The 26,977-nt window shown below is 37.6% G+C and carries 33 protein-coding genes; 17 read left to right on the forward strand and 16 right to left on the reverse strand.

Features of this window, described 5'->3' with window-relative positions; all coding sequences use genetic code 11:
- Positions 1-3 precede the first annotated feature (3 nt).
- Entirely contained in the window at positions 4-720 is a 717-nt protein-coding gene (locus SUSAZ_08675) for a hypothetical protein (protein AHC51997.1), read from the reverse strand.
- A 311-nt stretch (positions 721-1,031) separates the two neighbouring features.
- A complete protein-coding gene (locus tag SUSAZ_08680) occupies positions 1,032-1,265 on the reverse strand; it encodes a hypothetical protein (GenBank protein AHC52579.1) in 234 nt (77 codons plus the stop codon).
- A 192-nt stretch (positions 1,266-1,457) separates the two neighbouring features.
- Between SUSAZ_08680 and SUSAZ_08685 the strand changes: the two genes are divergently transcribed.
- Together SUSAZ_08685 and SUSAZ_08690 are read left to right on the forward strand one after the other, a co-directional pair.
- On the forward strand, positions 1,458-1,691 hold the full coding sequence (locus SUSAZ_08685; GenBank protein ID AHC51998.1) for a hypothetical protein: 234 nt from the start codon (positions 1,458-1,460) through the stop codon (positions 1,689-1,691).
- Positions 1,692-1,699: 8 nt separating this feature from the next.
- Positions 1,700-2,107, forward strand: a complete 408-nt coding sequence (locus SUSAZ_08690; protein AHC51999.1) for a DNA-binding protein — start codon at positions 1,700-1,702, stop codon at positions 2,105-2,107.
- Positions 2,108-2,290: 183 nt separating this feature from the next.
- Here the strand turns inward: SUSAZ_08690 and SUSAZ_08695 are convergent, their stop codons facing one another.
- The 3 genes from SUSAZ_08695 to SUSAZ_08705 all read right to left on the reverse strand — a co-directional run bounded on the left by SUSAZ_08695 (position 2,291) and on the right by SUSAZ_08705 (position 5,073).
- Positions 2,291-2,683, reverse strand: a complete 393-nt coding sequence (locus tag SUSAZ_08695; protein ID AHC52000.1) for a 4-carboxymuconolactone decarboxylase — start codon at positions 2,681-2,683, stop codon at positions 2,291-2,293.
- A 127-nt stretch (positions 2,684-2,810) separates the two neighbouring features.
- Entirely contained in the window at positions 2,811-3,146 is a 336-nt protein-coding gene (locus tag SUSAZ_08700; GenBank protein ID AHC52001.1) for a hypothetical protein, read from the reverse strand.
- Between the two features lie 259 nt (positions 3,147-3,405).
- On the reverse strand, positions 3,406-5,073 hold the full coding sequence (locus SUSAZ_08705) for a glycoside hydrolase (protein ID AHC52002.1): 1,668 nt from the start codon (positions 5,071-5,073) through the stop codon (positions 3,406-3,408).
- Between the two features lie 312 nt (positions 5,074-5,385).
- Here SUSAZ_08705 and SUSAZ_08710 point away from each other — a divergent pair, with 312 nt between their 5' ends.
- Complete coding sequence (locus SUSAZ_08710) at positions 5,386-6,009, forward strand: membrane protein (GenBank protein ID AHC52003.1); 624 nt, start codon at positions 5,386-5,388, stop codon at positions 6,007-6,009.
- A gap of 874 nt (positions 6,010-6,883) precedes the next feature.
- Here the strand turns inward: SUSAZ_08710 and SUSAZ_08715 are convergent.
- Positions 6,884-8,023, reverse strand: a complete 1,140-nt coding sequence (locus tag SUSAZ_08715) for an MFS transporter (protein AHC52004.1) — start codon at positions 8,021-8,023, stop codon at positions 6,884-6,886.
- Between the two features lie 41 nt (positions 8,024-8,064).
- Between SUSAZ_08715 and SUSAZ_08720 the strand changes: the two genes are divergently transcribed.
- The gene (locus SUSAZ_08720) at positions 8,065-8,886 is read left to right on the forward strand and encodes a hypothetical protein (GenBank protein ID AHC52005.1); all 822 of its coding nucleotides are present in this window, start codon (positions 8,065-8,067) and stop codon (positions 8,884-8,886) included.
- A 6-nt stretch (positions 8,887-8,892) separates the two neighbouring features.
- Here SUSAZ_08720 and SUSAZ_08725 read toward each other — a convergent pair whose 3' ends face one another.
- Complete coding sequence (locus SUSAZ_08725) at positions 8,893-10,104, reverse strand: NRAMP family Mn2+/Fe2+ transporter (protein AHC52006.1); 1,212 nt, start codon at positions 10,102-10,104, stop codon at positions 8,893-8,895.
- A gap of 94 nt (positions 10,105-10,198) precedes the next feature.
- The gene (locus tag SUSAZ_08730; GenBank protein ID AHC52007.1) at positions 10,199-10,789 is read right to left on the reverse strand and encodes a DNA polymerase; all 591 of its coding nucleotides are present in this window, start codon (positions 10,787-10,789) and stop codon (positions 10,199-10,201) included.
- Between the two features lie 184 nt (positions 10,790-10,973).
- Here SUSAZ_08730 and SUSAZ_08735 point away from each other — a divergent pair, with 184 nt between their 5' ends.
- Positions 10,974-11,306: a (2Fe-2S)-binding protein gene (locus SUSAZ_08735; protein ID AHC52008.1), complete on the forward strand. Its 333-nt coding sequence runs from the start codon at positions 10,974-10,976 to the stop codon at positions 11,304-11,306.
- Between the two features lie 45 nt (positions 11,307-11,351).
- Here the strand turns inward: SUSAZ_08735 and SUSAZ_08740 are convergent, their stop codons facing one another.
- Entirely contained in the window at positions 11,352-11,777 is a 426-nt protein-coding gene (locus tag SUSAZ_08740) for a thioredoxin (protein ID AHC52009.1), read from the reverse strand.
- Between the two features lie 247 nt (positions 11,778-12,024).
- Here SUSAZ_08740 and SUSAZ_08745 point away from each other — a divergent pair, with 247 nt between their 5' ends.
- The 6 genes from SUSAZ_08745 (at position 12,025) to SUSAZ_08770 (ending at position 15,733) form a co-directional block, all read left to right on the forward strand.
- Positions 12,025-12,171, forward strand: a complete 147-nt coding sequence (locus SUSAZ_08745; protein AHC52580.1) for a hypothetical protein — start codon at positions 12,025-12,027, stop codon at positions 12,169-12,171.
- 63 nt (positions 12,172-12,234) lie between these two features.
- Positions 12,235-12,495: a Holliday junction resolvase gene (locus tag SUSAZ_08750; GenBank protein ID AHC52010.1), complete on the forward strand. Its 261-nt coding sequence runs from the start codon at positions 12,235-12,237 to the stop codon at positions 12,493-12,495.
- Between the two features lie 293 nt (positions 12,496-12,788).
- Positions 12,789-13,301 (forward strand): hypothetical protein, encoded by a 513-nt coding sequence (locus tag SUSAZ_08755; GenBank protein ID AHC52011.1) that lies wholly within the window; start codon positions 12,789-12,791, stop codon positions 13,299-13,301.
- A gap of 84 nt (positions 13,302-13,385) precedes the next feature.
- A complete protein-coding gene (locus tag SUSAZ_08760) occupies positions 13,386-13,535 on the forward strand; it encodes a hypothetical protein (protein ID AHC52581.1) in 150 nt (49 codons plus the stop codon).
- 336 nt (positions 13,536-13,871) lie between these two features.
- Positions 13,872-14,528 (forward strand): hypothetical protein, encoded by a 657-nt coding sequence (locus SUSAZ_08765; protein ID AHC52012.1) that lies wholly within the window; start codon positions 13,872-13,874, stop codon positions 14,526-14,528.
- Entirely contained in the window at positions 14,525-15,733 is a 1,209-nt protein-coding gene (locus SUSAZ_08770; GenBank protein AHC52013.1) for a glycosyl transferase family 1, read from the forward strand. The genes SUSAZ_08765 and SUSAZ_08770 overlap by 4 nt, the downstream gene beginning before the upstream one ends.
- Positions 15,734-15,876: 143 nt before the next feature.
- On the opposite strand, the gene SUSAZ_08775 is transcribed toward SUSAZ_08770, so the two are convergent.
- Entirely contained in the window at positions 15,877-17,175 is a 1,299-nt protein-coding gene (locus SUSAZ_08775) for an amino acid permease (GenBank protein ID AHC52014.1), read from the reverse strand.
- Positions 17,176-17,373: 198 nt separating this feature from the next.
- Positions 17,374-17,712: a hypothetical protein gene (locus SUSAZ_08780; protein ID AHC52015.1), complete on the reverse strand. Its 339-nt coding sequence runs from the start codon at positions 17,710-17,712 to the stop codon at positions 17,374-17,376.
- 263 nt (positions 17,713-17,975) lie between these two features.
- On the opposite strand from SUSAZ_08780, the gene SUSAZ_08785 reads away from it, so the two are divergent.
- Complete coding sequence (locus SUSAZ_08785) at positions 17,976-18,587, forward strand: 2-hydroxy-6-oxo-6-phenylhexa-2,4-dienoate hydrolase (protein AHC52016.1); 612 nt, start codon at positions 17,976-17,978, stop codon at positions 18,585-18,587.
- The gene (locus SUSAZ_08790; GenBank protein AHC52017.1) at positions 18,572-19,195 is read left to right on the forward strand and encodes a hypothetical protein; all 624 of its coding nucleotides are present in this window, start codon (positions 18,572-18,574) and stop codon (positions 19,193-19,195) included. The genes SUSAZ_08785 and SUSAZ_08790 overlap by 16 nt, the downstream gene beginning before the upstream one ends.
- Positions 19,196-19,462: 267 nt before the next feature.
- Here the strand turns inward: SUSAZ_08790 and SUSAZ_08795 are convergent, their stop codons facing one another.
- Entirely contained in the window at positions 19,463-20,074 is a 612-nt protein-coding gene (locus SUSAZ_08795; GenBank protein AHC52018.1) for a hypothetical protein, read from the reverse strand.
- A gap of 50 nt (positions 20,075-20,124) precedes the next feature.
- Here SUSAZ_08795 and SUSAZ_08800 point away from each other — a divergent pair, with 50 nt between their 5' ends.
- The gene (locus SUSAZ_08800; GenBank protein ID AHC52019.1) at positions 20,125-20,700 is read left to right on the forward strand and encodes a hypothetical protein; all 576 of its coding nucleotides are present in this window, start codon (positions 20,125-20,127) and stop codon (positions 20,698-20,700) included.
- Between the two features lie 42 nt (positions 20,701-20,742).
- Here SUSAZ_08800 and SUSAZ_08805 read toward each other — a convergent pair whose 3' ends face one another.
- On the reverse strand, positions 20,743-21,105 hold the full coding sequence (locus SUSAZ_08805; GenBank protein AHC52020.1) for a hypothetical protein: 363 nt from the start codon (positions 21,103-21,105) through the stop codon (positions 20,743-20,745).
- A 365-nt stretch (positions 21,106-21,470) separates the two neighbouring features.
- Between SUSAZ_08805 and SUSAZ_08810 the strand changes: the two genes are divergently transcribed.
- From SUSAZ_08810 to SUSAZ_08820, 3 genes are all read left to right on the forward strand, one after another.
- Positions 21,471-22,751 (forward strand): MFS transporter, encoded by a 1,281-nt coding sequence (locus SUSAZ_08810; GenBank protein ID AHC52021.1) that lies wholly within the window; start codon positions 21,471-21,473, stop codon positions 22,749-22,751.
- A complete protein-coding gene (locus tag SUSAZ_08815) occupies positions 22,752-23,981 on the forward strand; it encodes an amidohydrolase (GenBank protein ID AHC52022.1) in 1,230 nt (409 codons plus the stop codon).
- Positions 23,982-24,104: 123 nt separating this feature from the next.
- On the forward strand, positions 24,105-25,190 hold the full coding sequence (locus SUSAZ_08820) for an aspartate aminotransferase (protein AHC52023.1): 1,086 nt from the start codon (positions 24,105-24,107) through the stop codon (positions 25,188-25,190).
- Positions 25,191-25,373: 183 nt separating this feature from the next.
- On the opposite strand, the gene SUSAZ_08825 is transcribed toward SUSAZ_08820, so the two are convergent.
- From SUSAZ_08825 to SUSAZ_08835, 3 genes are all read right to left on the reverse strand, one after another.
- Complete coding sequence (locus SUSAZ_08825; GenBank protein ID AHC52582.1) at positions 25,374-25,598, reverse strand: hypothetical protein; 225 nt, start codon at positions 25,596-25,598, stop codon at positions 25,374-25,376.
- A gap of 80 nt (positions 25,599-25,678) precedes the next feature.
- The gene (locus SUSAZ_08830) at positions 25,679-26,170 is read right to left on the reverse strand and encodes a hypothetical protein (protein AHC52583.1); all 492 of its coding nucleotides are present in this window, start codon (positions 26,168-26,170) and stop codon (positions 25,679-25,681) included.
- Between the two features lie 148 nt (positions 26,171-26,318).
- A complete protein-coding gene (locus SUSAZ_08835) occupies positions 26,319-26,645 on the reverse strand; it encodes a hypothetical protein (GenBank protein AHC52584.1) in 327 nt (108 codons plus the stop codon).
- Positions 26,646-26,977: the final 332 nt, after the last annotated feature.

Consider the following 26,977-nt stretch of genomic DNA (forward strand, 5'->3'; position numbering starts at 1 on the left):
AATTTACACCTGTACAGCCTTGCCTACTCTATTTGCTGATAGTCCAGCCAATATTCCAACAATTACATCTCCGGGTATAGAAGCTACTAAGATAAAGAGAATCCTCGACCAATTTACTATAGCCCCATAAATAAATGGGTCGAAGAAGCCATAGAAGAATATAGGGTCAGGTATAGACCACAAAACCCCAAGTATTGCTCCTTCTAATGCTGATATAGCATTTACGTATGTCGGACCTTTGGTTAATCCTAATCCAAATATCTTTCCTCCTGTGAAAGCTATCATGAGGTCAATAAATAGACCATATGTTAAAGCTTCATAAATGAAGAACATAGGTTCTCCACTGAATCCGTAATGGAAGAGGCTAGATAGAAGGTCAAATAAAAATAGGGATATCATTCCTACGCCAACTTTTCTAACTAATCCCGCTACGATAAATATTATGAATATCCTTCCCCAAAACGGTATTTGAATGAAATTTGTAAGTCCTGATGGTATTGCTCCTCCTGCTACCGCACCTATAATGAATTGCCAAATGTAAGCAGCTGCTGCTCCTATTCCAATGTATACCCAGTCAATAGTTTTGAATGCTTTTAATCCACCTGTTCTTTTACCAAAAATGAAGACTACAACCAAAGCTATAATAAAGTAAGCAGCTATTACTTCAACTGGAATCTCTCCTGGTTTATTGGTATAAAATCCTATTCCGTTAAATGACATTTTAGTCGATTATATATAAATAGTATTAAAAATAAACTTTTCCCATATAGTAAATATAAATTGTTGTAAACTATATAGTAATACCTCGGCTATATTGGGCCGTTACTTAAGAATTTTTCATTTTCTCATCGGTCATATTAAAAAATGTTCATTTCTAATGATAATACCATCAAAAAAGTATAATCAATAAAAACACGTCTGAATTGTAAAATAAAGCGGGACTAAAATACAAATATTGGGAGAAATAAAAAATATATTCAAAAATATATAGGAGAGCAGAGACTTCTTCTCCATTAATCTGTTAAAAATAACTAATGTGAAAAATATACAGACCTTAAACTCGTGAGAATTAGATTTTCCATCAATTCGTGTAAATAACTAGTTTCCACCACGGTCTCCTCTGCTTTGCTTAAAAATTTATGAAACATCAGAGGGTTATTCTCTACTTTTTTATGACTTTCTCTCAAATCCTTTTTCTTCAGTAACTTCGTAACAACTGATGAGAGTAAAATAAACCCTAGACCTACTGGTTGTGATAAACACATCAGGTTTGTATGAACGAGATTATGTGAACACTGTATTGCTCTACAATAAATGAGTGGGATAATGAATTAAGGACGTGAAAATATGAGGGAATTTATGGTATATTGCAGTCATAAAAAACACAATCAACTTTAATGTAATTAATCCCTTATATTAGGTAAACCTTATATAAGTCTACTCATATAAATTATTTTATGGATACCAGTGGATATGTTACTGTATCTGCTAAAGTCCCTCGTGAGTTAAAGGAGTTGATGGACAAATATGGTATAAAACCTGGTCCAGTAATCAGGAAGGCATTAGAGGAGGAAGTAAGGAGGAGAGCAATTCAAGAGTTAGAAAAGGGACTCAAGGACTTAAAAGAGAAATCACATATATCAGATGAGGAGGTTGCAAGACTGATACGTGAAGATAGGGAAAGTCGTTGACCGAGTACCTGTTTGACGCAAGTTCAATCATAAACCTTATAAAAAGGGGCATCGTTTCCCCATTAGCTAATGGAGAGACATTAAACTTAGCGCTATATGAGTCCATGAGTGCCGTATGGAAGGAATATCGGAAACTAAAAGTAATTAGTAGGGATTTAGCAGCAAAATACATAGGAGCAATAATAAAGGTGATGAACATAATACCCGTAAATTCCATCAATGGATCAGAAGAGGAAGTATTTGATTTAGCATTAAAGGAGGACTTGACTATCTATGATGCCTCCTATTTACTAGTCGCCATCAATAGGAACCTCATATTAGTAACGGATGATAAGGTGTTGAGAGATAAGGCATCAAGGTACGTAATTGCTATGAGTACAAAGGAACTTCTCACCAGATCTGGATTCGTAGACTAATGACCTTAGAACAATAACGAAATGAGGAAACCCTTGCCATTTATGGTGAGGAAAGTCAGTTTACGCGTCATTTATAATTGATCCTTTTCGTATTTCAGAATAATACTCGATTTGGGACAGAGTATCCAAAAAGAAATAAAAAATATATGTAAGACCAATTTCCCACTTTAAGTACGACAAGTTCTAGTCCCTATTTCCTTTCTCCCACTCTTCTGTTACTTCCTCGGCGATCTTAAATGCGTCCACTGCAGCAGGAAAACCACAGTACACTGTAGAATGGATTAGTAGTTCCCTGATCTCCTCTTTAGAACACCCATTCCTAAGAGCACCCTTAATATGTATTCTCAGTTCATTTGGTCTATTCAGTGCTATTAGCATGGCTACAGTTATTAAACTTCTTGTTTTCCTATCCAGTACGGGTCTAGACCATATATTTCCCCAAACATGCTCAGTAATAAGGTCTTGCAAGGGTTTAGTGAAATCAGTTGCTGTAGATAGTGCTCTGTTGACGTACTTCTCTCCAACAACCTGTTTCCTTAACTCAAGACCTTTTTGATACCTGCTTTCGGAGCTCATATTAATAGATTAACACGACTTAGCATAAAAATTAAAATGGGTGTCGTTTTCCATTTGCCCTCTAACGTAAAATACTCGTGATCTAAGGAATAAAGCATGATCTTATTATGGTGGTTCAGAACTTGTTTCACTCCTCTTTATCTAAGAATGCGTCATCCTCACTCTCCTGAGGTCCTGAGGGCTTAGTCTTCTTTCCTTCGTATGTCTTCCTATTCTTCTCCTCTAACTGTATGTACTCCTTTGAGGTCTCGTTCAAGACATAGTTTAGCCTATGGTAAAGTAAGGCTGCTTCTGACTGATTTAACTGAAAAGCGACCCTGTTATTTCCATCATCGATTACTATAAGGAACTTAGCCTCTTGAGGAAACCCCTTATCATTTGTTGTAGGCGAATCGACAAATAATTCCAGAGTTTTTGTCTTCCCTTCTTTCATGAACCTAGGGATTCTCAGAACTCTTTTCATGAGTTATATGGGTAAAGCAGAAATTTATGCTTTTCCGAATAAAAAGGAAAAGGATTTTAAATCTTAAATACTCTGCGTCTTTTTCAAGAGGAAAAAATACTGATTATTTAACACATGGCTGTTCTTCTTGGTTTTTCACCCCCAATCTCCCTTGAGTGTAATGAGGTCTTATCTTCTGACTTCCTCCCCCGCCATAAATGGCAACGCTTTCCTCATTTTGTAAGCTAATATTTTATGGGTTAAGCCAGAGTCTGCAATATCATGTACTTAGACCTTTTACCTCCTTCAGAGCTAGTAACAACTGAGCGTGTACAAAAGCCTGAGGGTAATTACCAGTATACTCCATATTCTTTACATCAATATGTTCACCAATTAGGTACAACGTCCCAGACGGTTTCAACACCTTGTTCAATAACTCCATTGCTCTCTCCTTCCTTCCAAGTCTTATATACACTCTAGCCAGCCAAATTGTCGCAAGTGCAAATGGGTGCTTAGCTTCCCCCATAAAGTCCTGAGAATACCTCTTTACGAAACCGTCAACATACAACTCATCTTCAATTCTCTTCAGCGTTCTAAGGAATATTGGGTCTTTAACATCTATGAAATCGTACAATGGTAGGGTTAACAAGTTTGCGTCCACGTCATTCGAGTCTGAACTTCTCACAAAGCTTCCGTCCTTAATGCAATTTCTCATGATCCATTCCTTTATTTCATCCTTTTCATGAATCTTCACATTCATAATTTTCTCTATTCTGTCTAACGTGACCCACATCATGACTTTAGAGTGAGTGTAATGTTTGGGGTCTCCTCTGTCCTCCCACATTCCAGCATCCTTTAGCATCCAGTTCTTGGAAACCCAGTCTCCGATATACTTTATTTTATCCAAATTCTCCTCAACGAACACTTTATCACCAGTGTACTTATAGTATTTATAGATGGCATCTATAAGGAATCCCTCAATGTCCAGTTGTATCTGTGATGCAGCCGCATTACCTACTCTGACCGGTCTTGAGTTCATGTATCCTGAGAGCCATGGTATTTCAATTTCTGGGGGAGGATCAGAGCCATCTACTGTATATAATGGATGTAGTAATGGTTTTGCGGTGAAATTAACTAAAGCAAGCATGAAGTTCAGTATCCTCCTTGCCTCTACAACATAGCCTGAATATAGTAGGGCTTCAGATATCATGGAAGAGTCTCTGACCCATATAAATCTGTAATCCCAATTTCTACTATCACCAACAGCTTCAGGTAATGATGTAGTAGCAGCAGCTATACTTGAGCCTGAAGGGGAGTAAATTAAGCCTAAGAGAACTCCTACACTTGTTTTCCACACCTCATCATTTGATCTTATTTTATCTTTCCAGTAATCGATGGTGAGGTTAAAGGAATTCTCCAGATCGATTTCCAGTTGTTTTCCCTTATCTAAGGGACCATACGCACAGTCAGAACTGTAAACTAGGTATAGTGTTGTCCCAGGTGGTTTAATGTCCTCAGCAGGTGCATCACTTAAGAGTGATAGGCACTCTCTAGAAACGGGATTAAGAAACTGTATACCGTCGTCTTTCCGTCTTATAATCGGTCTATACAGTCCGTAATTAAACATGGGAATTACTTTAAAAGTGAGGGGGATTTCGGTTCTTACTTTTCTGATAATAGCCTTTTCCCCTATTGGCATCAGATCTACGATTTCAGCCTTGCCATTACTATTCTTGAATGTAGTCGAAAGAACATTAGGCACAAGATAACTTTGAGAAACTTTGAATTCATCCTCTACGGGTCTAATAGAGAACTCTCCAGCATTATCGTCTAACAATTTTCCAAATACTGACGGTGAATCAAATCTAGGGAATGTGAGCCACACAATGGATCCATTGTCAACAAGGGCAGATGTTAATCCATTTCCAATAAATCCTAAAGGTTTCATACCTAACATAATTAATTATAATGTATTAAAAATTAAGGAGTTGGAAGAGGAGAAATTGATTTCGACAAGGAGAAAATCTGACGATAACAAGTATAACCATATCCTTAACTTTCACCGATCAAGTATTCTACTCACTAGAGGACAGCGTTATTTTATGCTGAAAATTTTAGACTATGTGTGTTCTCTCAATGGAAATTTACGTTAGCATTACCTGGTGGGGCAAGAAACAAAAACCAAACATTATACTAGATCCTTTCAATTAAATATAAAGTTTCGATAGACTTATTATTAAACAGCAGTTAAAATTTAATCATGGATTTTTCAGTTCTTTTGGCTTCTCTTGGTATAAGCATTTTAGAACTGTCTGAGGCAAGTGCAGTAGCTGTCATATTTCAAGGGATATACAAGAACAGTAAGCCATTCCTATACGCCATTGCTGGAATACTTATAGTTTTAGTCCCTGTTTTCACCCTAGGTCAGTATATAGTTCTACTTCCCATAAATTACGTGTTACTAGTAGCTGCTGTTATTTTAGCTTACTTCGGTTATAAGCTATTACGTAGCGCAAGAAGGAGTTTTAAGGGCTCTAAGAAGAAACATGAGGAAAAAGAAGAGGGAATAATGACTGTCTTTGTTGTTTCATCCACCGAAGCCCTGGAGGCAGGACTTGTAATATTAGCCCTAATCCCTCAAAGCTTTTCCTCAGCTTTGTTAGGGACTGGAATAGCTGTGATAATTGTAATTGCCTTAACAATTGCACTTAGGTCTCAAATCATGAGGATACGCGTTCCACATTTAAAATTCGTGTTATCAGCTTTACTATTTGGGCTTGCTACCCTTTTCGTTGCAGAAGCACTAGTTGATATCGATGAGGTCTTCTTGCCCTTGTTCTTTGTAATATACCTAGGAATAAATTACCTGGTGATAAAACTATGATTCTTCAACATCTAATGATTTAAAATTAGGTGATAAGCTTTTGCATCCCTTGTAAATAAATCTTTTTTACAAAATGACGAAAGCCTCGCCCTTTAGGGCGGGGAGGAAGTCAGAAGATTAAGTAACTATATTTCAGATGAATAGCTGAATTAAATTATCCATTTTAAACAAAGTGTATTTGTACCTTTCATATTCAAATATCTTCATATAAAACTTTTTATATAATTCACGTTTTTACTGACTTCCTCCATGCCAAGAGGGTTCCCCTCATCGATTGTGATTTCAAATTAGATGGGTAATCCAGAAGCTCAGAAAACCCCTCCCATAAAGATTAACTACAGCAATAACATCCCTATCTCATAACCACAACCTGAGCAAGAAAAATACCTATGTGAAATCTCAATCATCTCATTTTCACATTTGGGATAATGAGTAGGGGAATAATGAGGGCATTAACACTCTTTGGATTTTTAAGCAAACCCTTGTACTTCACAATAGCATATCTTTAATAATCTTAAGCTATAGGTGAAGATCAAACTTTGCTTTAACACTTCATAATTTGCATTATGAACCAATTTTACTATGTCTTTTTTCGACTTGTTCTCCCTCAACTACTCAAGAACATGCCTCAACCCTTTTTCACACTTGGAAAATAGAGACCAGGTGAGGGATAGGGGGAATCATAAGGGTGAGTGTAGTCCTAATTCCGTTCCTTCCCTTCTTATTAACTCCACTGCTCGCTGTGAGAAAAATGATAGAGATAGTCATATTAAAAATATTTTCTTTTCCATCTCAGCCCTCCGAGGCTCTCATTAGTTGTAATTTGTGGTTAGTTTCAGATAAGGTCAACGCATGTACACATACTACTCACTTTCTACCTCTCGCTAACAACCAATATTATTAGGAATGCTATGAGTGATGTGAAAAAGGCAAACACATATGCATAACTATAGCTTAATTGATAAAGAAATCCCATTATGGTATTACCCAGGAATATTCCTATACTCCTTCCTGCAGATAAATACCCCATTGCTGAACCATAAGCATATTCATTTGTCAGTTTCGATATTACTGTTGGTTCAAAGGTTTCTGCAGAAGCTACAGCTATCCCCATTAGAAATGACAGTGTGTAAAGTGATGTTATACCATAACCTGAGATAAATGCAAAACCTAAGGAGACAAGAGCTGAAAGTAAATATCCCAGAAAGGCTAGGGCTCTGAGTTCCCTAAATTTTGATATACCAAATAAGTATCCAAACAAAGATGAACCTGCTAGAAATATGCCGTAAGAGATTGTTCCCAAATACTCCTGCCCTGTAATCTCAGTAGTCGTCAATATAGGGAAACCGAAACTGTATTGGCTATATCCAAAGAAGAAAGTGGAAATAATAATACCCCAAAAGACTCTCTTGTTTGTTACTGTGACCTTGGTTTTACCTGAATTATTATTTTGACGATGACCAGCTTTCACAATAGATAGCAGTATTGTAGAGATTATTAGGGGAAGAACAGTGAAGGGAAGATATGATAGTAAGGATAAGCGGAAATATAGCACTAGTGTAAGTATGGTAATTGATAGTAACGCTCCAGCTATGTCTATTGAATGAAGAATTCCAAAAGCCTCTGCTCTCTCATCAGGATTTGTTACCTCAGCCATCATAGCCCTTCTTGGAGGAGATCTAAAATTTCTGAACCACCATCCTAACATGAAAAGTAACAGAGCTTGAATGTAATCTCTTGCAAAACCCATAAAGGAGACTAAGATGATAAGGGAATTTCCCAGGACTGCAGTCCTCTTCCTTCCGTACCTATCTCCAGCTATTCCCCCAATATAAGACATTAACGTTCCTAAACCGTAGTTTAGAGCCTCACCTATACCGTACATATAGAAGGGGGCTCCAAATATGAGTACAAAGACTATCGGGAAAGATGCCACAGTTGATTGATATCCTAAATCAGCAAAGAAGGCTGAGAAAGCTATTTTGAATACCTCAGATCTATTTCTGATTGTCATATAATAAGAATTAAAACTGTAAATGTATAAAACTGTTAGGCATGAGGGAGAGAGCACTTCTGTTTTTTGGTGGGGTCGCCTTTGGGACAGCGGCAATCTTTGTGAAGTTTTGTAGTATAACTCCACCATACATTACATTATTTAGATTTCTCTTTGCGGGATTAGTATTACTCCTGATAGGTAGGGTGATCAGAAAGGAGGCGAATAACAAAAATAGTCATAACAACCCCAATTTCATCAGCCTGAGAAAACTGGTTTTGCCATCACTATTCTTATCCCTTCATATGGTACTCTTTGTCTTCAGTGTTTTCCTAACCGCCATTGCAGCCTCAACTATTCTCGTCTCCACCAGTCCCATATTCGCTATGATCTTTAAGAGGAGAGTGGATTTGTTTGTGATAGTAGCTATCCTGGGTATAGTAATTATGAACCTAAATTCCCCTTTCGGCAGTATAGTAGGGAATCTCATGGCTATTATTTCAGCTCTATCATTTGCCTTATATACCTACTTCCTGTCAAAGATTCAGTACGACTTCTTCACAGTGACCCCAAGAATCTATATTATTTCATCAGCGTTTATGATACCTGTCTTACCGTTTTTCTCGATGGGAAATTTTAACCTTGAAACCCTCATGGCTATTCTGGGGCTCGTATTTATACCTACAATTATAGGTCATGGATCAGTCATTTATTCTGCGAATAAGGTTCCAATAAGCTTAGTAACGTCGGCAGAACTGATTGAGCCTGTCGTAGCAACACTGTTAGCCTTCGTATTATTTTCCCAAGTACCTAGTTTAGAGGAAATCGTTGGTGGGGTATTAACTTTGATTTCACTGTTCTTCGCGTTCAGAAGGAGAGATTAATTCCTCTCAGTATCCAATTATGCTCAGGACTCCAATGACCCCTCCTATGAATATCAATGATACAGTGAGGAAGTATATAAATACCCTAAACTTTGGGTATGCATAATTACCCATAATTCTTCTGCTAGAAATTATCATCCCTAGGAGAGACGCGGTAAAGGTGAACACAATAGGGGCTAAGGCTAAGAGTGTGGTGGCAAACTGTAGTATTTCTGCATAATTTTGGCTTGATAGGTAAACAATAAGTAAAGCTGGTAAAGACTCTAACCCGTAAATTGTTAACACGTCCCTCATGTTATACTTGTTATCTTTACTGCTACCCCTTCCTAAGGCTTCAAGAACTCCCCAGGCACTACTTAATGACACAACGACAAGTGCTAAAAAGCCTGCACTCATTATTAAAACTCCAAATACAAATGGCAAGATGCTTGAGAACGAGCTCAAAACTGAGGAAAGTTGAATTGTGTTTGTTGGGGCAACTTTCCCCAGACCTGTCCCTACAACCTCTGCGAAAACTATTATTAATTCCGTAGTTAGTGCACCTAGTATTGTCTCTTTAGTGACCCAGGATAGCTTGTCTTCGGTCGAAATATCTAGTTTATTGTACTTAACAGAGGTTGCAGAGGCTTGGTAGATCAGCATACATGGAGGTGTGACAACTGCACCTATATTTATTGCAAGATAGGTAAGGAAGTCATTTGATGTAGAGAAGTAAGGTGATAGATCTAAATTAGAAGCTTTAGGTATGCTTACGATAATAGAGGACAACACTAAGATGAATGAGACTATGATTAATGCCCTCTCTGTCTTCTCATATTTTCTTGTTAATATCACCAAGAGGTGAAATAGGAAGAATGATAAGAGACCAAGTGTAGGTGGTATACCGATTAAGTAACTACCTATTGCTATTCCAACGTATTCGCTTATATAAGTGAAGACATCAATGGAGAATATGGGAAGGGTTGCGACTATTGCAAGTTTTCTTGAGTAATAAGTCTTGATTATCTCTCCTAAACCTTTTCCAGTAACTGCAGATATCTTTCCTGCAGACTCCTGAACAACGAATAAGGGTAATGCTAATAATAATACGAACCATGTCAGCCCTAGACCATATTGTTGACCCGTTATAAATCCCCCTATGATACTAGCTGCGTCAGCGTCAGCTAAGAGTGCTATCCATGCTGGTCCGAATAGTTGCATCATTTCTCTCCTGCTCATCAGTTAACCCCTTTCCAATATTTTGTAATTATAAAAAATGATAAAAGATATATCTAATTATAAGAGTAAAAAGAAGTAAAAATACTTTTCTTTTTTACTCTATGGACTTCTTAGATAGTGGACCTTCACCTGGGAAGGATCTCCTGAAGTGACCTGATGGTCTGGCGTACAGTAGCTCTATGAACCAAGCTTCGTGTTCAATCTCTTCCTGTAGAATCCTCTGTGCCAAGTCATAAGTCCTTGGATCTTTGCCGTAGGTTAAATCACACACTTCTTTCCAGGTCCTAATTGCACACTGCTCAGCTTCAAGTAGAACTTTTAATATCTCCTTGGGGTCTTTCCAGTTTTGAGGTAAGTACGCATCGGCACAAGCGGATATATCAGCAACTTCCCTTATATCCCTGGGTAATGATCCTCCAAGCTCATATATCCTCTGCGTCATTAACTCGAAGTGTAATCTGTCCTCAAGCCTGGCATCTTCTGCAATTTCCTTCAATCCCTCGCCCTCTAGACCAGTCAAGTGCATCCTAAGTATTGTGTAGTAGTAATAGGTAGTAAACTCAGCAGCTGTCGCCTTTACCAGTTTGTCTATTAGTTTTTTAACATCTAAACCAGATTTTTCTAATATTTCTACTCCAACAGGTTTAATTTCGATTTGACTTGGATTATTTTTGTTTTGACTCATCTTTTTTCTCTCCCAATATTATAATGAACCTGTAGTTTAAAAGGTTTTCTAATTAGAAGTGATTCTTAATTAGAAGTAAACCTTGCACTCAAAGTTTGAAATTATGTTAGGAAAGACGTTATACTGTCTTGATAGTAGATAGAAATAAATTTTAATTAGTGTATATTTTAAATTACTGAAAGACATGATAAAGTGTACTGGGTTAAATAATGTTAAAGAAGGGGAAATTAAGAAAATAGAGATAGAGGGAAAAGATCTGCTCATCATAAATATTGGAGGTGAGTTAAAGTGTTTCTCTAGGTGGTGTCCACACAAGGGAGGTGACTTAGCTTATGGTGACTTTCTAATTAAAGACCAAATAAGGTGTCACTTACACGGTTATATATATGACCTAAATACCGGTAAAGCTGTTTATATACCTTATAAAGAGGGTTACGGAAAATGGAAAGACACATTAAACTTGGAGGTCTACAGGGTGATAAATAAGGATAATGAGCTATGTATAGACCTGGAATAAGTGAACAAAATTTAGAACAGTACTACATATTACTTACAGATCTCATTAACCCTTAATAAATCTCCTTAATTTATACTCAATGACCTCCCTGGGTACTGCACCTAGCACATAATCTACAGGTTTGCCCTCATAGAACAACAGAACCGTGGGTAAACTAACCACACCGTAACTAGATGCTATCTCCGGGTATTGGTCAACGTTTAACTTACCAAACCCCACTCCTTGGTAGTCCTTAGAGAGTTCCTCAATTATTGGGGACAGTAAGTGACACGGAGGGCACCACTCAGCCCATAAGTCCACTACTGAAACTTTAAAACTACTGAGAAATTCATTGAAGTTTTTGTCTGTCAGATGATGGATTTTGCCTCCATGAAATCTGTTAGTGTTCTTCTCCGAGTTGGATCTCAAAATATTTACTAACTTCTGATTCAACAACATTTCTAACTCAGAGTCTTCATTAGACCAACTCATAATTTCATTTTTACTATATTTAGTTAAAAAGATTTTTGTTGAGTTATTCCCATGTAACTCATTTGGAGCTGAATAATTTATAGACCACTGAGAGATATAATTATAAATATCTAATTAACTATAAATTTATATGGCAATTGATTTGATACTTTCAATATTTCTCATAATAATTATTGCTATCCTCATAAGACACTATTCAAGGAGAATAAATTAGATTAAGGAGGAATCTAAAAAGGAAGCTCAACAGATGTTCTCTCAATGGATTCAGCAACATTCTGATGAGTTGAGAACTCAAATGGAGCAGTCAGTGGAAATGAAATACAAGGCAATGCTTGAGCAATGGAAAAGCCAGAAAGAGGAAGAAATTAGAAGCGATGCCATAAAAAATCAATAAACACCTTATTGGGAAAAATAAGTGAGGAGTTTTACCCTATTTTTATTGCTCAGAAATTACAATATGAACCCCAAAGATTTTAGGCACTTAGGTTCTCCAGTAGATTTCATAGCATTCAAGGTTCTTTCTGATGAATCAGAACCAGAGATAATATTCTTTGAGATCAAGACTGGGAAAACTTCAGCATTAACTGATAGAGAGAAGAAAATTAGGGACGCGATAGAAGCAAGAAGAGTAAAGTATGAAGTTATAAATCTTAACAACCTTGTAGAGCACGCTAAAAGAAAAATAAGCGAGGAGATTGATAAATCTACAAAGGAATGATAATAAGGGAGATCTAAAATTACAAAAGAATAAAAGCCTCGCCCTTTAGGGCGGGGAGGAAGTCAGATTTTAAATTGTCTTCTGACTTTAACCTCTAAATTTTATATGAGGGGTTTAAATGAGATTAAGTGATTTTTCATTACTGTCTCTGAAGTTTTATTGAATAAGTCTGAATATTGAGTTTATGTTAAACAGTACGTGGACAAACTTAAAATTTCTCGCGTCTTCAGTCTAGTTTTCTTAAAATATATAGAGTAAGTTTTTAAAAATGAAATATAAAATGTTAAATGGAAATGAATAGGCTAGTATTATTAGGAATAGCTTTAGCAGTTATAATAGTAGTGGCTGTTGTAGCTTACTATGCTTATAACTACTACACAACAGGTAATCTTAACATTTACGTACAAGACCCTCCAGTGACCTCCACTCTTAAAATATACCTAACTATCTCATCTATCATGATCCATAAAGCAAATTCCACTTCCAACAGTACTGCGTGGATAACTATTTCTAACAAGACTATGACTGTTTTGCTAACTTATAACATGACATTCTTGACCTCAGCTAAGTTACCTCCTGGTGAGTATAACGAGATATTCATCCAGGTCTTATCTGCAGAGGCGAGTATTGGAACTGTAAATGTTTCAGTTATATTACCCAGTTCAGTGTTCAAGATACATATTGTTGGTGGTGTATTCTTAAGTGGAGGCTCTTCAGAGTCCCTATTAATTACTATCCCTCATACGATTAGTGCTAATGGAAGTATTATGATCAGCCCATCTGTGACAGCAAAAGTTATTACGTGACTAAGAATCGACAAGCCTCGCCTTTTAAGGCGGGGTGAGGTTTTTATAGTATCGTTAAGATGTTAAATTTGGTTAAAATGATGCGTGAGGAAACCCATGGAAATGGGTATATTAGTTCAATTAAGTGTCCTCATGCTGAAAAACAATATTCTTGAGTCTCAAGGAGGGTGGAATGAGGGTTCCACCACGGGTTCCTTCACCAGAGGGATAGGGGTAAAGTGGCTGAAGACCTAGCCTTTGGTTTACCGCTGGATGAGTGGAGTGGGGTGGGTGATACCCACTAGTTATGAGACGATGAGGGTGAAGGCGGTAAATCATAAACCTGTGAATCGCTCTAAAGGAACCCTTTAGGGTGGGGAGGAGGTCAGTTTTTAATTATTGGGTTTTCGATGGTTTTTTATCTTTCATTAAAAATTCTTTTCTCTTTATACGCTATGACAGTGGTTACAAGTATTGGACAAGACCAGGGTAAAAGCCAATGTGAATATCATGGACACATTGTCAAAATAAACCTGAAAATCTGATAATGTCTAAACAATATTTATTATTAAGGAGGACATATGATTCTTTATGATAGACCTGGACTCAAAAGGAAAAGGAATACAGTTTCAGTTTTACGCAGCATATTATCCTCCAATATACTCCAAGCTTAAGGCTAATAACATAAGAGAACTAATTGAGGGGGTAAAGAAGTGTGATAATTACACTCTATTTTATCACATATTTCACCCCGTGTTCAGCTCACATCTAATACCCGAGGAGTACTCAAATGACTTTGCGCACTGGATATCGGAGAGTGTAGGAGACAAGGAATTAGCTGAGCTAGTATCTGATATTCCTGGCGCGGAGCCAAGGACAGTGGATAATATTAGGAGTGATCTGATAAACGTCTTAAGTATGAGGTCTAATGATAGGGTGGCTCTATCGCTTTTTGTATTTGTCTCCTGTAGGGTTATAACTTATAAAACTAATTACGTTGCAAATACTCTAGGTGAGTTTCTAGATTGTTTATCTGAGATTCCCGGAAGGTCTCTAGTGTGGCACTTTGTAACTAGGAGAGTATTAGGTTACACTAACAGGAATGATTTCTCCAGTTGGTTAGAAACTAATTTTGGGTTGAGTGAGGTTGCAGAGGAGTTAAGCAAGATTGATCCACAAACTTATGTTGATGAAGAGGTACTGAGAAGCGATATAATCAAAACGTTAGAGAGGTGGTTGTTGAAATGATAGAAAAATATGAGAAATTTATTGGTGAGCACGAACTCGATTCGTTGTTCAAAATAGCAGAGAGAATCAAGGACTTATCTATACTTCACGTCAATTCTACTAAAGCCGGCGGAGGAGTAGCGGAGATTCTCAATAGAATGGTTCCTTTAATGAAGGAGCTGGGACTTAATGTTGACTGGAAGGTGATAAAGGGAGACAACGAGTTCTTCAATGTCACAAAGACTTTCCATAACTCATTGCAGAATGGTATAGGTAACATCAGTGAGAAACACTTCAAGATCTACGATAAATGGCAGGAGATTAATCTATCTGAGATACCTTTAGACTATGACGTTATGTTCATCCATGATCCTCAGCCCGCAGGTCTAATTAGATTTAAGAAAGGTAATAATAGATGGATATGGAGGTGTCATATAGATATTTCGAACCCATATCCACCTGTTTGGGATTTTCTGAAGAGATATGTCTCTGAGTATAATGCGTCAATAATATCGGTCCCGTCTTTTGGTAGGGACGACATAGACATTCCTCAATTTATAATACCTCCGTCAATTGATCCATTGAGTGAAAAGAACAAACAAATTTCGGAGACAACAAAGCTCAGGATAATCAGTAAGTTTGGAATATCAGAAGATAAACCATTTGTAACTCAGATATCTAGGTTTGATTATGCTAAAGACCCATTAGGTGTTATTAAGGCATACAAGTTAGCTAAGAGGCACGTGGATCTTCAGTTAGCCTACGTAGGAAGTCCTGCTACAGATGATCCTGAGGGAGAAAAGGTCTATAATGAGGTTATAAGAGAGTCTAAAGACGATAAGGACATCCATATACTCATGTTACCTCCATATAGTGATTTAGAAATAAATGCCTTCCAATCGGCTTCCACTGTAGTAATGCAGAAGTCAATTAAGGAAGGATTTGGGTTAACTGTCAGTGAAGCCATGTGGAAAAATAAACCTGTAATAGGTGGAAATACCGGAGGAATACCTCTCCAGGTTATCAATGGAGTCACAGGGTTTCTGGTAAACAGTCCCCAGGGTGCTGCGCATTACACAATATATTTATCAAGAAACGCTAAGGTGAGGAATACTATGGGAGTAAATGCAAGGGAACATGTGAGAAGGAATTTCCTAATTACCCGTGAGTTAAGAGATTACTTAATGACTATACTATACGTTAGCGAGAGGAATAGTGAACAGTAACTAGTGAATTACTGACTTCCTCCCTGCCATAAATAGCGAGGCTTTCCTCATTATATAACAGGACAAAGGGTTGCTAAGTGAGGCTGAAGTCATGATCAGTGAAACTCTGAATCTGAATAGAGCAGTGAATCCCCTAAGATCACTTACCTTTTCTCTTCCTTCTCCTCCACACTTCCCTTTACAATATCCAATGCTTCTGCGTAAAGGAAGCCAAATATTAGCCATCCCAAGAAGATGTTAGTGACATAAGGGTTTACACTGAAAAGAGAGGAGACTAGAACCCATAGCGATATGATTGTGGCTATGATACCTATCATCAGCTCGTCGATGTGTTTTCTCAGCCTCCTAGAGGCTAGTCTTATTAGAGATATATTAGCTGAAGTGTGTATGAAGATATTTCCAAGTCCTGCTAGTGCACCTAAAGTCACAAATGTGTCATAGAGTCCTATGTAATGAACAGCCAAGGTAAGTATCGTAATAAATATTATGGCGATAAATATTTCAGATATCAGGGGTCTATTTCTCACCGATTTACTCAAAAATTTAGGGAATATTAAATCTTCAGACATTGCTTTCACAGTTCGTGAGTTTGCTAATATATAAGATACTCCTCCTAGAATTCCGTCATTTAGAGCCAAAAAAGAGAGAAATATGGTGCCGATTATGCTAAAACTCACTAATAAATAATCAACCAAATTTCCTGTGAAGTTTATTGCTCCAAGTGAATAGAAGAATAATGAAGCTAGTCCACCACCAAAGATGAGTACTAGTATAGCTGCTTTCCCAATAGACTTTCTGGTGTCTGCTTCCTCTCCCAAAGGAGCAATGGATCCATACCCTGTAGGTATACCCAAACCGAAGAGGACTGCACTAGCTAGTTTAGAGGGAAAACTTATTGGGTTGTAAAAGTGCCAGCCAGAGAGGTACAGAAAGTAAATGGATAAAATGACGATTGCCCCCATTTCAATAAGTGACATGATCATGGCATATTTAGCTGAAACTTTAACACCTGATAATACTATTGCAGAGGCAACTATGGAAACTATTAATGCCAAAATTGTCTGATTCCATCCTGTTATGTAGTACAGGACGTAGGCACCACCAGTAACCAACGTTCCACCGTAAGATATTGCATATAAAATGTAACTCCAGCCCGTCTCTAGACCAAGTCTAGTTGTGAGGGAGTAGACGGCATATGTGTAATATCCCCCTCCTCTTTTAAATCTCCTGGAGAGATAGTATACAACTAAACCGTTAAAGAGTACCACAAGGGTAGCTATGATCATAGCGAAAACTCCTGCTGTACCTACAAGAGCAATCATAACTGTGCCGAAAGTTAACAACGAGATAAAAGGGGCTTGTCCGCCAAAGGAAATAAAGAAGAGATCCACGAAACTTAGTTTCTGTTTAGAGTCATCGCTAATCTCCTTTTTAGCTCTCATATAATCATCTTGTCTAGGGTAATACTTAAGACTTGTTATAATTTCTGAATAAATAATGATTTATAAACCATGAATATCTTTAAAAACTTCACCTAACTAAATAAAATACACACTAATTAGATATCTCTAAATACGCCTTGGTTTTCTTCTCTATTCAGATGTGAGACCTAGACATCCACACGATCAAGAATAAAACTATTAACCTCTGAATTCTTTATATAATTGTGAAGCTACCTTTCTTCCCTTCTTAGTTAAATCATAGTAGACACCATTTGGCTTAGCCCCAGTCTCTTTTGCCTTCACCTTTAACCAAGGTTTAACAGAAGACGTGACAGATCTCTTAAGAGAGCCGTTGTATACTGTCAAGAGACCTATTTCTTTCAATCTCTTACAATTAATTTCGATCTCATCCTCATCAAATTTAGGTGCATAACCACTTTCTCCCAATAATCTCCTAGCCATATACCAAGAGTTGTCTGGACCATACTTGTAGATATGAATCAGGATCTTTTTCATTAAATCCGTTAATTCATCCACATCTTCTAATTTGTGGACTATTATTAATCTTTTTAGTTATTTCATTTACCACACCTGTGCTAGAGAGTTGAAATAGGGTAGAAACCAAAAGCTGAAACACATATTCTCCCCGGTAAATACACTGACTGAAGTAATAGATTGATGATATCTGACCTCCTCCCCGCCCTAAATGGCGAGGCTTTCATTCTTTTGTAATAGTTTACAAAGTTAAATTGATATTATTTTGGAAAAGTTTTATAACTGTTAAAAGAAACTAAAAACTAGTGAGCAAGGATCAATTAGATGATGAATTTATTGAGATTAATGGTAGTAAAATACACTATATTCAATCAGGATCTGGGGATCCAGTTCTCTTATTTCATGGATCAAGATTTAATGCCTACACCTGGAAGGAGACTAAGACACTTGACTCAATAGCAAAGGCTGGTTTTAGAGCTATATCTGTAGACTTTCCAGGATATGGCAAGTCTGAAAGGGGTAAGTTTACTTCACTCTCTGACTTTATACATGACTTTATCTCCTCACTGTCCTTAAACAAACCATTTTTGTTAGGTGCTTCAATGGGAGGGGAGGCAGTATTATCTTATTCAGTTTATCATCCACAGGACATTAAAGGACTCATTTTAGTCGGTGCAGTTGGAGTTAAAAAATATGAGAAACTACTGACCAATTTGGAGGGAGTCCCCATACTTTTAATATGGGGTAAAAAAGATAGAATTTCCATTGAAGAGAATTACAAACTAATAATAAACAGCGTTAAAACTACTTACTTTGTTCATATAGGGAATAATCACGCGTGTTATCTTGACGATCCTACCACATTTAATGATATTGTTATGAAATTCATTAAGGGATCTCTATGGATGATCTCCTAAAGGAAGTGTTGAAAGATAAGAGACTCTTAGAAGTCTTGAGACATCTCAAAAGAGCTAATGTGGATTACGGTAAGTCAATAATGTTAAACACTAAGATACCTTTAACCGAAGTCCTAGATGTTTTGGATAAACTTGAAAGTCTAGGTTTAATAGAGAGAGTAACTGGAGCCACTCTGAAAAACACTGAGGCTAAATTTAAGCTGAGTCAAGAAGTACATAAACACCACACTTACTATAGGTTAACCAGAGATGGAGATCACCTACTGAGAAGACTAGACGAAAAGGATATAATAAATGCTTATGCGGAAATTGTTAAGGATGACGAAGTAGGGCTGAAATTACTATATTACGCTGAGGAACTGAACAGTGACCACGCATTAACTTATTCTAAATTGCTTAGGAAACCTCTGGAGGAGATCACTCCAAAGATAGAGGAATTAGAAAGGATGGGTTTGATGGAGGAAAAGAACAGCAAGGTCATAAAATTCAGAGAGAGAAGAGCTAAGCCGAAGAAGGAAACAAGGACTCACCATAAATACTATGGTCTAACGAGATTAGGAGAGTTGTTGGTGAGAGAGCTAAAACGAAGAGGTGTACTGGAGAAATAAGGTAGAGTGTCATTTTACTTCTGTATGTGGAGTATTCCTTGATGTAGCTGAGCGTAAATATTTCTTTCCCCATATGTGGAGAAGTACACGATTATACCTCATGTATCTGGAGGACGTACATGGAATTTAAAACAAGGTAAAGGAAAAGGAGTCAGTAAGGGAGATATATAGTAGAAAGTAAGATGGAAAAAGGGAAAAAAGGAAAGGAAAAAAGAAGGAAGGACTTCCTTGGCTTTATACGGTCCTTTGACATCTTAGTCTAGATGGTCATGTTATTAGCTTGTAGCTAAACCTTGATTTCAGCTCCTCATAGAGTTCTCTAGATGAGGGTTCTCTACCGAGTCTCTTTGTCATTTCATCAATGATTTTTTTGATTATTTCTCTTACTTTCTTACCTGCTATGCAGAACTCAGGTAGCTTGAACTCAGGGATACCCTCACCCTTATAACTATCCATTACTTCCTTTTGTTCATCTTCAGTTGAAAAGGGAAAGGAAAGACATGCATATGGTTTGAAGGAATGAATTCCACAAGCCCATCCCCTTTTATAAGGACAAGGTCTTTCAAGTATTCTGAAGTCCACACCCTCCCTTATTTCTGATATACCTTTAGCCACTCCTAATTTATTCACAATCTCTTTATAATCAAATTCATAGACTGGAATCCCAAAACCATAGTCGCAACACTTTCCCCCACACCTTTCACAATAGGAGGAAACATCTAGAAACACATTCATGGCTAGCTGAAATACCAGGGAGTAAAGCCCAAATTTCACTATGGGAATGTTTTCGAACTTCTCAAGTGCATCAAGAATCCTTTCAAACGCCTCCAAATCCCCCCGTAACCCTTTCTTAGTTTCGAACTCAATACTTACAGACATTCATTATAATATACAGCATTTTTATATTTAAATATCTGAATAATTATCAAATGTTAGCGTATATATTTTGGCATGAGAGGGGGAAAGAGTTCAAAGAGGACGAATATAACAAAGCGCTAATAGAATTTCACATTTATTATAACCGTGAAGTTAGAATCGAAGGTTATTTAGGCTCCATGGTAGTCAAGGTGGATAAGGTCCCATGGTCTAGTAATAATGTGTATGAGGATTGGTATTTTGTTGATAGCTCAAAATCACTGGATCTACTGAATGATTCAATAACTGGTGATCAGAAAATAAGAGAGGTACATGATAAAATCGCTAAAATGGCTAGAAATGGTAAGGGAGGACTATATAAGCTTATTAATGGAGATCCTTTATCACCCTCATTTCCTCATGCAGTGTGGATATCTAAACCCGTTGGAGTTTCATATGATGTTTTCTACACTGAAATTAGGGAAATATCAGGTAATCTATGGAGAAAGCAGTTAGCCATGGCACCCATGAGTGAGTTTTGTATTTTTTCCAAAAGGGAAATTAGAGTGGATGAAAAATTCTCCCCGGTTTTCCAAAAGAGAAATCTCTTATATATCTCAGATGAGTTAAAGAAGAAAATGAATACTTAGTGAAGTTATTCTCTTCCCATTTTTAACGGGATTCAGTACTATTCATGATACGACAATTTGATATCCTTTATCCACAAGATCTGTCAACGCATAGTGGTGGTCTTCGTCTCCTATCAGCTTTATGATGTTAGGTAGCTTATCCCTTATGTTTAAGTGTGGTGGAGATGCACAATATCCACATGCACCTAGAATTAAACCCTCCTTCATTGCCTTCTCGTAAGCAGGCTTTAAGCCTTTGTAAGGACTTTCGGTTATTGGTATTTTAGTACCTAGTCCGTCGAAATAGACGTAGACATCATTTCCCTTTTCTTTCAATTCCACTGCGTAATGAAGAATATGTGCTGCCTTAATTGAATCTGCTAGGTTTGTAGGGTCATTCATTACAACAAATAAGATCTTAGCCATGAGTTTCTCGTGGTCTTCATGTTTTATAAAGTTTTGCCTAAATGTATCAACCCTTCAACTCACTCCATTTCTAACACAAACTTACCCTTCCCCTTTCGTAAGAAGCTTAGAATCCTCTAGTTTAGGAGTATTGACATCATTAAGTCTGAGCTGTTTTCTGATCTCCATGAGTCTAATTGACCTTACGGTCTTCAAACTCTCATTTTATACAATTAACCGATATATCCCCTTAAATAAATTTTAATCACAGAATTAACACGTTTATATAAATTATAAATTTTGCAATCACAATATTTGTCTGTTTATATTATTTACAATCCATGATATTAAAAATTCTTATAAGCCTAAATAAAGTATATAGTGTTATGAAAGATGAAACAAGGGCGTCCATAGCGGCGTCCATTGGCATAGCATTTGAATTTTACGATTTTTTAATATTCGGATTCATTAGCGGTATCTTAGCAAAGCTTTTCTTTCCATCAACTAACTCATTAGTATCTCTCTTGGAAACTCTTGCAGTATTCGCAACAGGGTTTGCAGGAAGACCAATTGGTGCAATTATTTTTGGTCATCTTGGTGATAAGATCGGGAGAAAGTATACTTTAATACTTACAATGACATTGATGGGGCTCTCGTCATTATTCACAGGACTCCTTCCAGGGTATGCTTCAATAGGTATATTAGCTCCTCTACTCCTGACCACGTTAAGGATATTACAGGGAGTTTCTCTCGGAGGAGAATTCGGGGGAGGTATAACACTTTCGGCAGAGTTTGCTGAGCCATCGAAGAGAGCTTTTTATGTAGGTATTGCTCAAATGGCTCAAGGTACTGGTCCTCTGTTAGCTACGGGACTAATTTTCCTGTTCAGCTCATTTATGTCAACTCAAGAGTACAATTCCATAGGATGGAGAATATTATTTGTGATAGGAGCATTAATAGCAGTTATAGGAGTGATAATAAGGCTTAAGATATCAGAATCCCCTGTTTTCAAGAAGGTCAGAGACACAGGTAAGATATCTAAAATACCCTTGGCAGAAGCATTTAGACATCACTGGAAAAAGATACTTCTGGGTCTGGGTTTCATAGTGGGAGGAACTACAATGACTTATGCAACAGGAGTTTTCGCCTCCAGTTACTTAGAAAACGTTATCGGAGTGCCCACCAAAGAGGTGTCACTAATACTGGTCATAGGTTATATAATTCAAACTATAGCCATATTCCTATTCGGTTATCTCGCTGATAGGATAGGGAGGAAACCATTGATGATAACGACCGCTGCCGGTCTGGTGATTTTCGTTTATCCGTACTTTTACTTACTATCTACAGGTGCATTTTCTAGTGTACTCTTAGCTCAAGTAATTTACTCTATAGTCGGCTCAGCTAGCACAGCAGCTTATGCGACAGCGTTGACAGAGATGTTCCCTACGTCAGTGAGATACACTGCCCTCTCATTTGACTATCATGTGGGAGTTGCAGTGTTTGGTGGTACAACACCATTTATAGCTACATATCTAATTTACGCAACAGGTTACAAACTTGCCCCAGTGTATTGGGGGATAGCTGGAATGATAGTTACATTAATAGCTTATATACTATACAAGGAAACATTAGGGACAATGTTTGAAGGTCAACAAAAGGTGAGCTAAATGGATATATTAATTAAGGGAGGACAAGTATTTAATGGGAAGGACTTTATAGGAAAAGCTAATGTGTACATCAAATATGGTAAAATAGTAGAAGTATCAAAGGAAGTGAAAGAGGCAAAGGAGGAAATCGACGCCAGAGACATGTTCGTAATGCCCGGATTAATCGATGCTCATATCCATCTATCGGGAATCAAAGGAGGTAGCCTAATGAAGACAATGTTTGAAAGACCTGAATATAGGGTACTTAGAGCATCAAAATGGCTCGAGAAATTACTGTTAGCAGGTTTTACCACGGTCAGGGACTGTGGTGAATATGTTTCTCTTGCCCTTAAAAGAGCTGTCCAGGAAGGAACCATAAAGGGTTCAAATATTATAGCTGCAGGTAGACCAGTTACACAGACTTTTGGACACGGTGAAATAAGTCACGATATTCCCCTTGAGTTCTCCCATAAGGTGGGTTTCTCTGAGTTCTGTGATGGTACTGAATCATGTATACATGCAGCTAGGAAAATCCTCAGGGACGGAAGTGACTTCATAAAGGTATTTGCAACTGGAGGTGTACTATCTCAAAGAGATAAACCTGAAAATCCTCAATTAAGTTACGATGAAATTAAGGCTATAGTAAACGAGGCTCATAAGGTTGGTACATACGTGGCTGCACATGCACATGGTGATGCGGGAGCTAAAATCGCAGTTGAAGCAGGTGTAAAAACCATTGAGCACGGTACCTTACTCAAGGACGATACATTAAAACTAATGGTGAATAAGGGAGTAAGCCTAACCCCCACCCTAACAATTCAGGAAGTTATTTACAGATATGGAAAGCAAATTGGTGTAGATGAATGGGGATTGCAGAAGATTTTCGAGGTGAGGGAGAGGGTCGCTGATGTAGTTAAAAAAGCAAAGGACTACGGAGTGTTAATGATCAGTGGTACTGATCTTGGCTTTGAGACAGGTCTATGGGATATCGATATGGGGAAAAATTGGTATGAATTGGTTTTGTTAGTTGAGAGGGGAGGTTTGACACCTAAAGAAGCCCTTACAACGGCTACATATAATAGTTCTATAGCTCTAGGGATCAACTCAGGGTTTATCGATATCGGAAAAGAAGGTGACCTAGTGGTTATAGATGGAAACCCCTTAGAAAACATTTATGACATAGCTAAAGTCACTCACGTATTAAAAGCAGGGAGAGTTGAAGTACGAAACGGTAAGTTAGAGTCTAAATAATTAGAGGGGAAGTCAAATGACAAACATCACTCTATAAGTCGTAAGGAGATCAGAACTAAGTTTTACATTATAGTTTTTCCTCTCTTTCAAAAATTTTTTATTATTCATTTATGACTTGTACAAATGTATCCTGAGTTTTGCCTAGAAAGATGGCAATCTCTGAGGGACTGGAGAGCTAAGTATGTTCTGTCTGAAAGTGGAGTTGAACCTTTGAACTTGAAGGACTTTGAGTTAGTTGATATTAAACTGGAGTATGGACATACTAAAGGGCAAATAAGACTCAGAGAACTGATCAGTAACATGTATTCTACAAGTAGCGATAACGTGATTATAACCAATGGTGGAGCAGAGGCTAACTACATTACAATTTTATCTGTGATTAAACCTGGTGATCATGTTTTAGTGGAGATGCCAAACTACATGCAAATACCTGGACTACTGAAGGGTTTAAACGCTAAAATTGATTACTTTTGGCTTAGAGAGGAAAACGGTTTCAGAATTGATATAGAGGAAATTAATGAGAAGGTGACTAGAGGCACTAAAGCCATAGTGATAACAAATCCAAATAATCCCACAGGGATGGCTCTGTCAGAGAGTGAAATTAAGGCTATAGCTGAAATAGCAGAGGACAACAAAACTTGGATTATAGCAGATGAGGTTTACAGAGGGTCAGAGCATGAAGGCAATGTAAGACCTAGCTTTATTGATGTGTATGATAAGACAATTAGTACGAATAGTATGTCGAAAGTTTATGGTTTGCCTGGAATAAGGGTCGGATGGGTAGTCGGGAACAGGGAAATAGTTGATAAGATGTGGAGTGTAAAGGACTATACTTCGATCTCACCCTCAGTAATAAGCCAGGAGATTGCTCTTAGTGCATTGATGAACAAGGAAAAGCTTCAGGCAAGAAGTAGGGACATTGCGAAAAGGAATATGAGACTGTTTGAAGAGGTGATAAGGGATGTTGATATGAAATGGATAAGACCCAATGCCACTGTACTTGCCTTTCCGAAAACTCCCTTGAAGGACACGTATAAGTTCAGTGAGGAATTATTTGAAAAATACAGTGTATTAGTTAATCCTGGTGAGTGTTTCGAAATGCCTGGGTATTTGAGGATAGGTTTAGGATCTGAGAACACCACATATTTAAGGGAGGCTCTCACATTGTTCATAAAATATCTGCAAGAGCATGTAGAGAAAGGGACTTAATTGAAGACAAACTGAGGAGATTGGCTAAGTGGGTTTCAGAGAGAGCCTCTCAGGAAAGAATCTGAATTATTCCTTGAAAAAAAAAAAACTTTTTAGCATTTAATGGTTAAGGATTTTGAGTACATTATAGGCGGAACAAGGAAGCATCACTTTACCACTAACCATGCATCAATGGGAATAGAATTATACTTCCTCTTTGTAGCTTTTTCCAAGGGCTATGAATACAGCGGGTAACGCTCCAGTAGTTCCAGCTTCTCCTACTCCTCTGCTTCCCGATAACAGGGCAGAGGGATGTTCCACGTAATCTTCATGTATCCTCAACGGCGATTCCATGGCAGTGGGGACACCGCAGTCAGTGATTAAAGAACATAAAGGTATTCCTCTTTCATCATACCTCATTGCTTCCATTAAAACCTGTGATACGCCTTGTAACATACCGTTTGTCCCCCCATTATCTGTCCTTCAATCTCCTCTTTTTTGTTTAGTACTCAACCAACATCATCGACTGCGCAGTAGTCAATAACCTTAACAAATCCTGTCTCCTTATCTACATCAACCACTACAACGTGAGCACCTGGAGCAAAGATGTCGTCAGCCCTATAAAATACCTCAACTTCTGTTCCCTCAAACTTCGATAAGTCCATCGACTTTAGGGAACTTATGTTAAATTTCTTCAATAATTCTTTCCCAGCAGCGATAACTGCAGAGCCTCCTATAGCACCTGCTCTAGATCCAAAACTTTCTATTCCCTCTTTTACTGTGTCGGTATTACCAGTTATCACCTCAATACTTTCCTCACCTATACCCAATGTCTCAGAGGCAAGTTTCTTGAAGGTAGTAGAGTAAGCTTGACCATGGGGACCTAAACCCAAATAGAAATAGACTTTGCCATCTCTTACCTTGACTCTAGCCCCTTCGCCTGGTGAGGTCCTCACTATTTCCGTAAAGATAACTAACGATACCCCCTTGTCCTTATACATCTCCTTAGCCTTTCTGTATTATACCCCAGCTCTGTTTAAAACGTCTTGATATCCAGCTGGATCTAGCTTAGTGCCAAGTGAAGTTATATACCCTGAATTATTAACTAGGTTTTTACGTCTCAGTTCAACAGGATCCATACCCAATTCTTCAGCGAGATCCTCTACTAACGTTTCGTTTATCATCTACAACAAAGGCTAGAACAGGTTGTCCAACAAAGATCACCTTACCGTTAGTTAGTACAGGCATTCTAGCAACTTGTGCTCCAGTCAATCCTGGGAATAATCTAGCTGACATAAATGACTTTATATCGTCCCAAGTAAGAGCTAAGAGGGCATTCGAGGGTTTTGATATGCTCTTGATAACTCCTCTGGCTATAGAGGATCTGATCACGTGAAGATATACAACGTTCTTTGGGGATATGTCATCTATGTATGTGGATTTGCCCGTAATTATGGGGAAATGTTCATTAATCATAAAAGATTGTTCGGCACCGACCTAATAAAGTCAATTAATACTGTATACCTGAGAGTCAAAGCGAGATAAGTGGTCATAACTGAACAGACAGAAACACTGTACATGATTAGTTAAAAATCGAGAATTTTAGTTTTAAAGATACTAAAGACAGAAATGAGAAAGTTGGTTAAAGTTAGACTAATCAGGATTTACGAAAGAGTTTTAGAGATAAGCTTTATTTAATGTAGTACCGTAAGGTTCAATACAGGATTGAGTGTGAAGTTGAGAAGAGTGGTCTGAAAGTGGTATATGTAGATCATTCTATTCTTTTTCTACTACATGTTTATATGTGG

The organism is Sulfolobus acidocaldarius SUSAZ, assembly GCA_000508305.1.
GTDB classification, from domain to species: domain Archaea; phylum Thermoproteota; class Thermoprotei_A; order Sulfolobales; family Sulfolobaceae; genus Sulfolobus; species Sulfolobus acidocaldarius_A.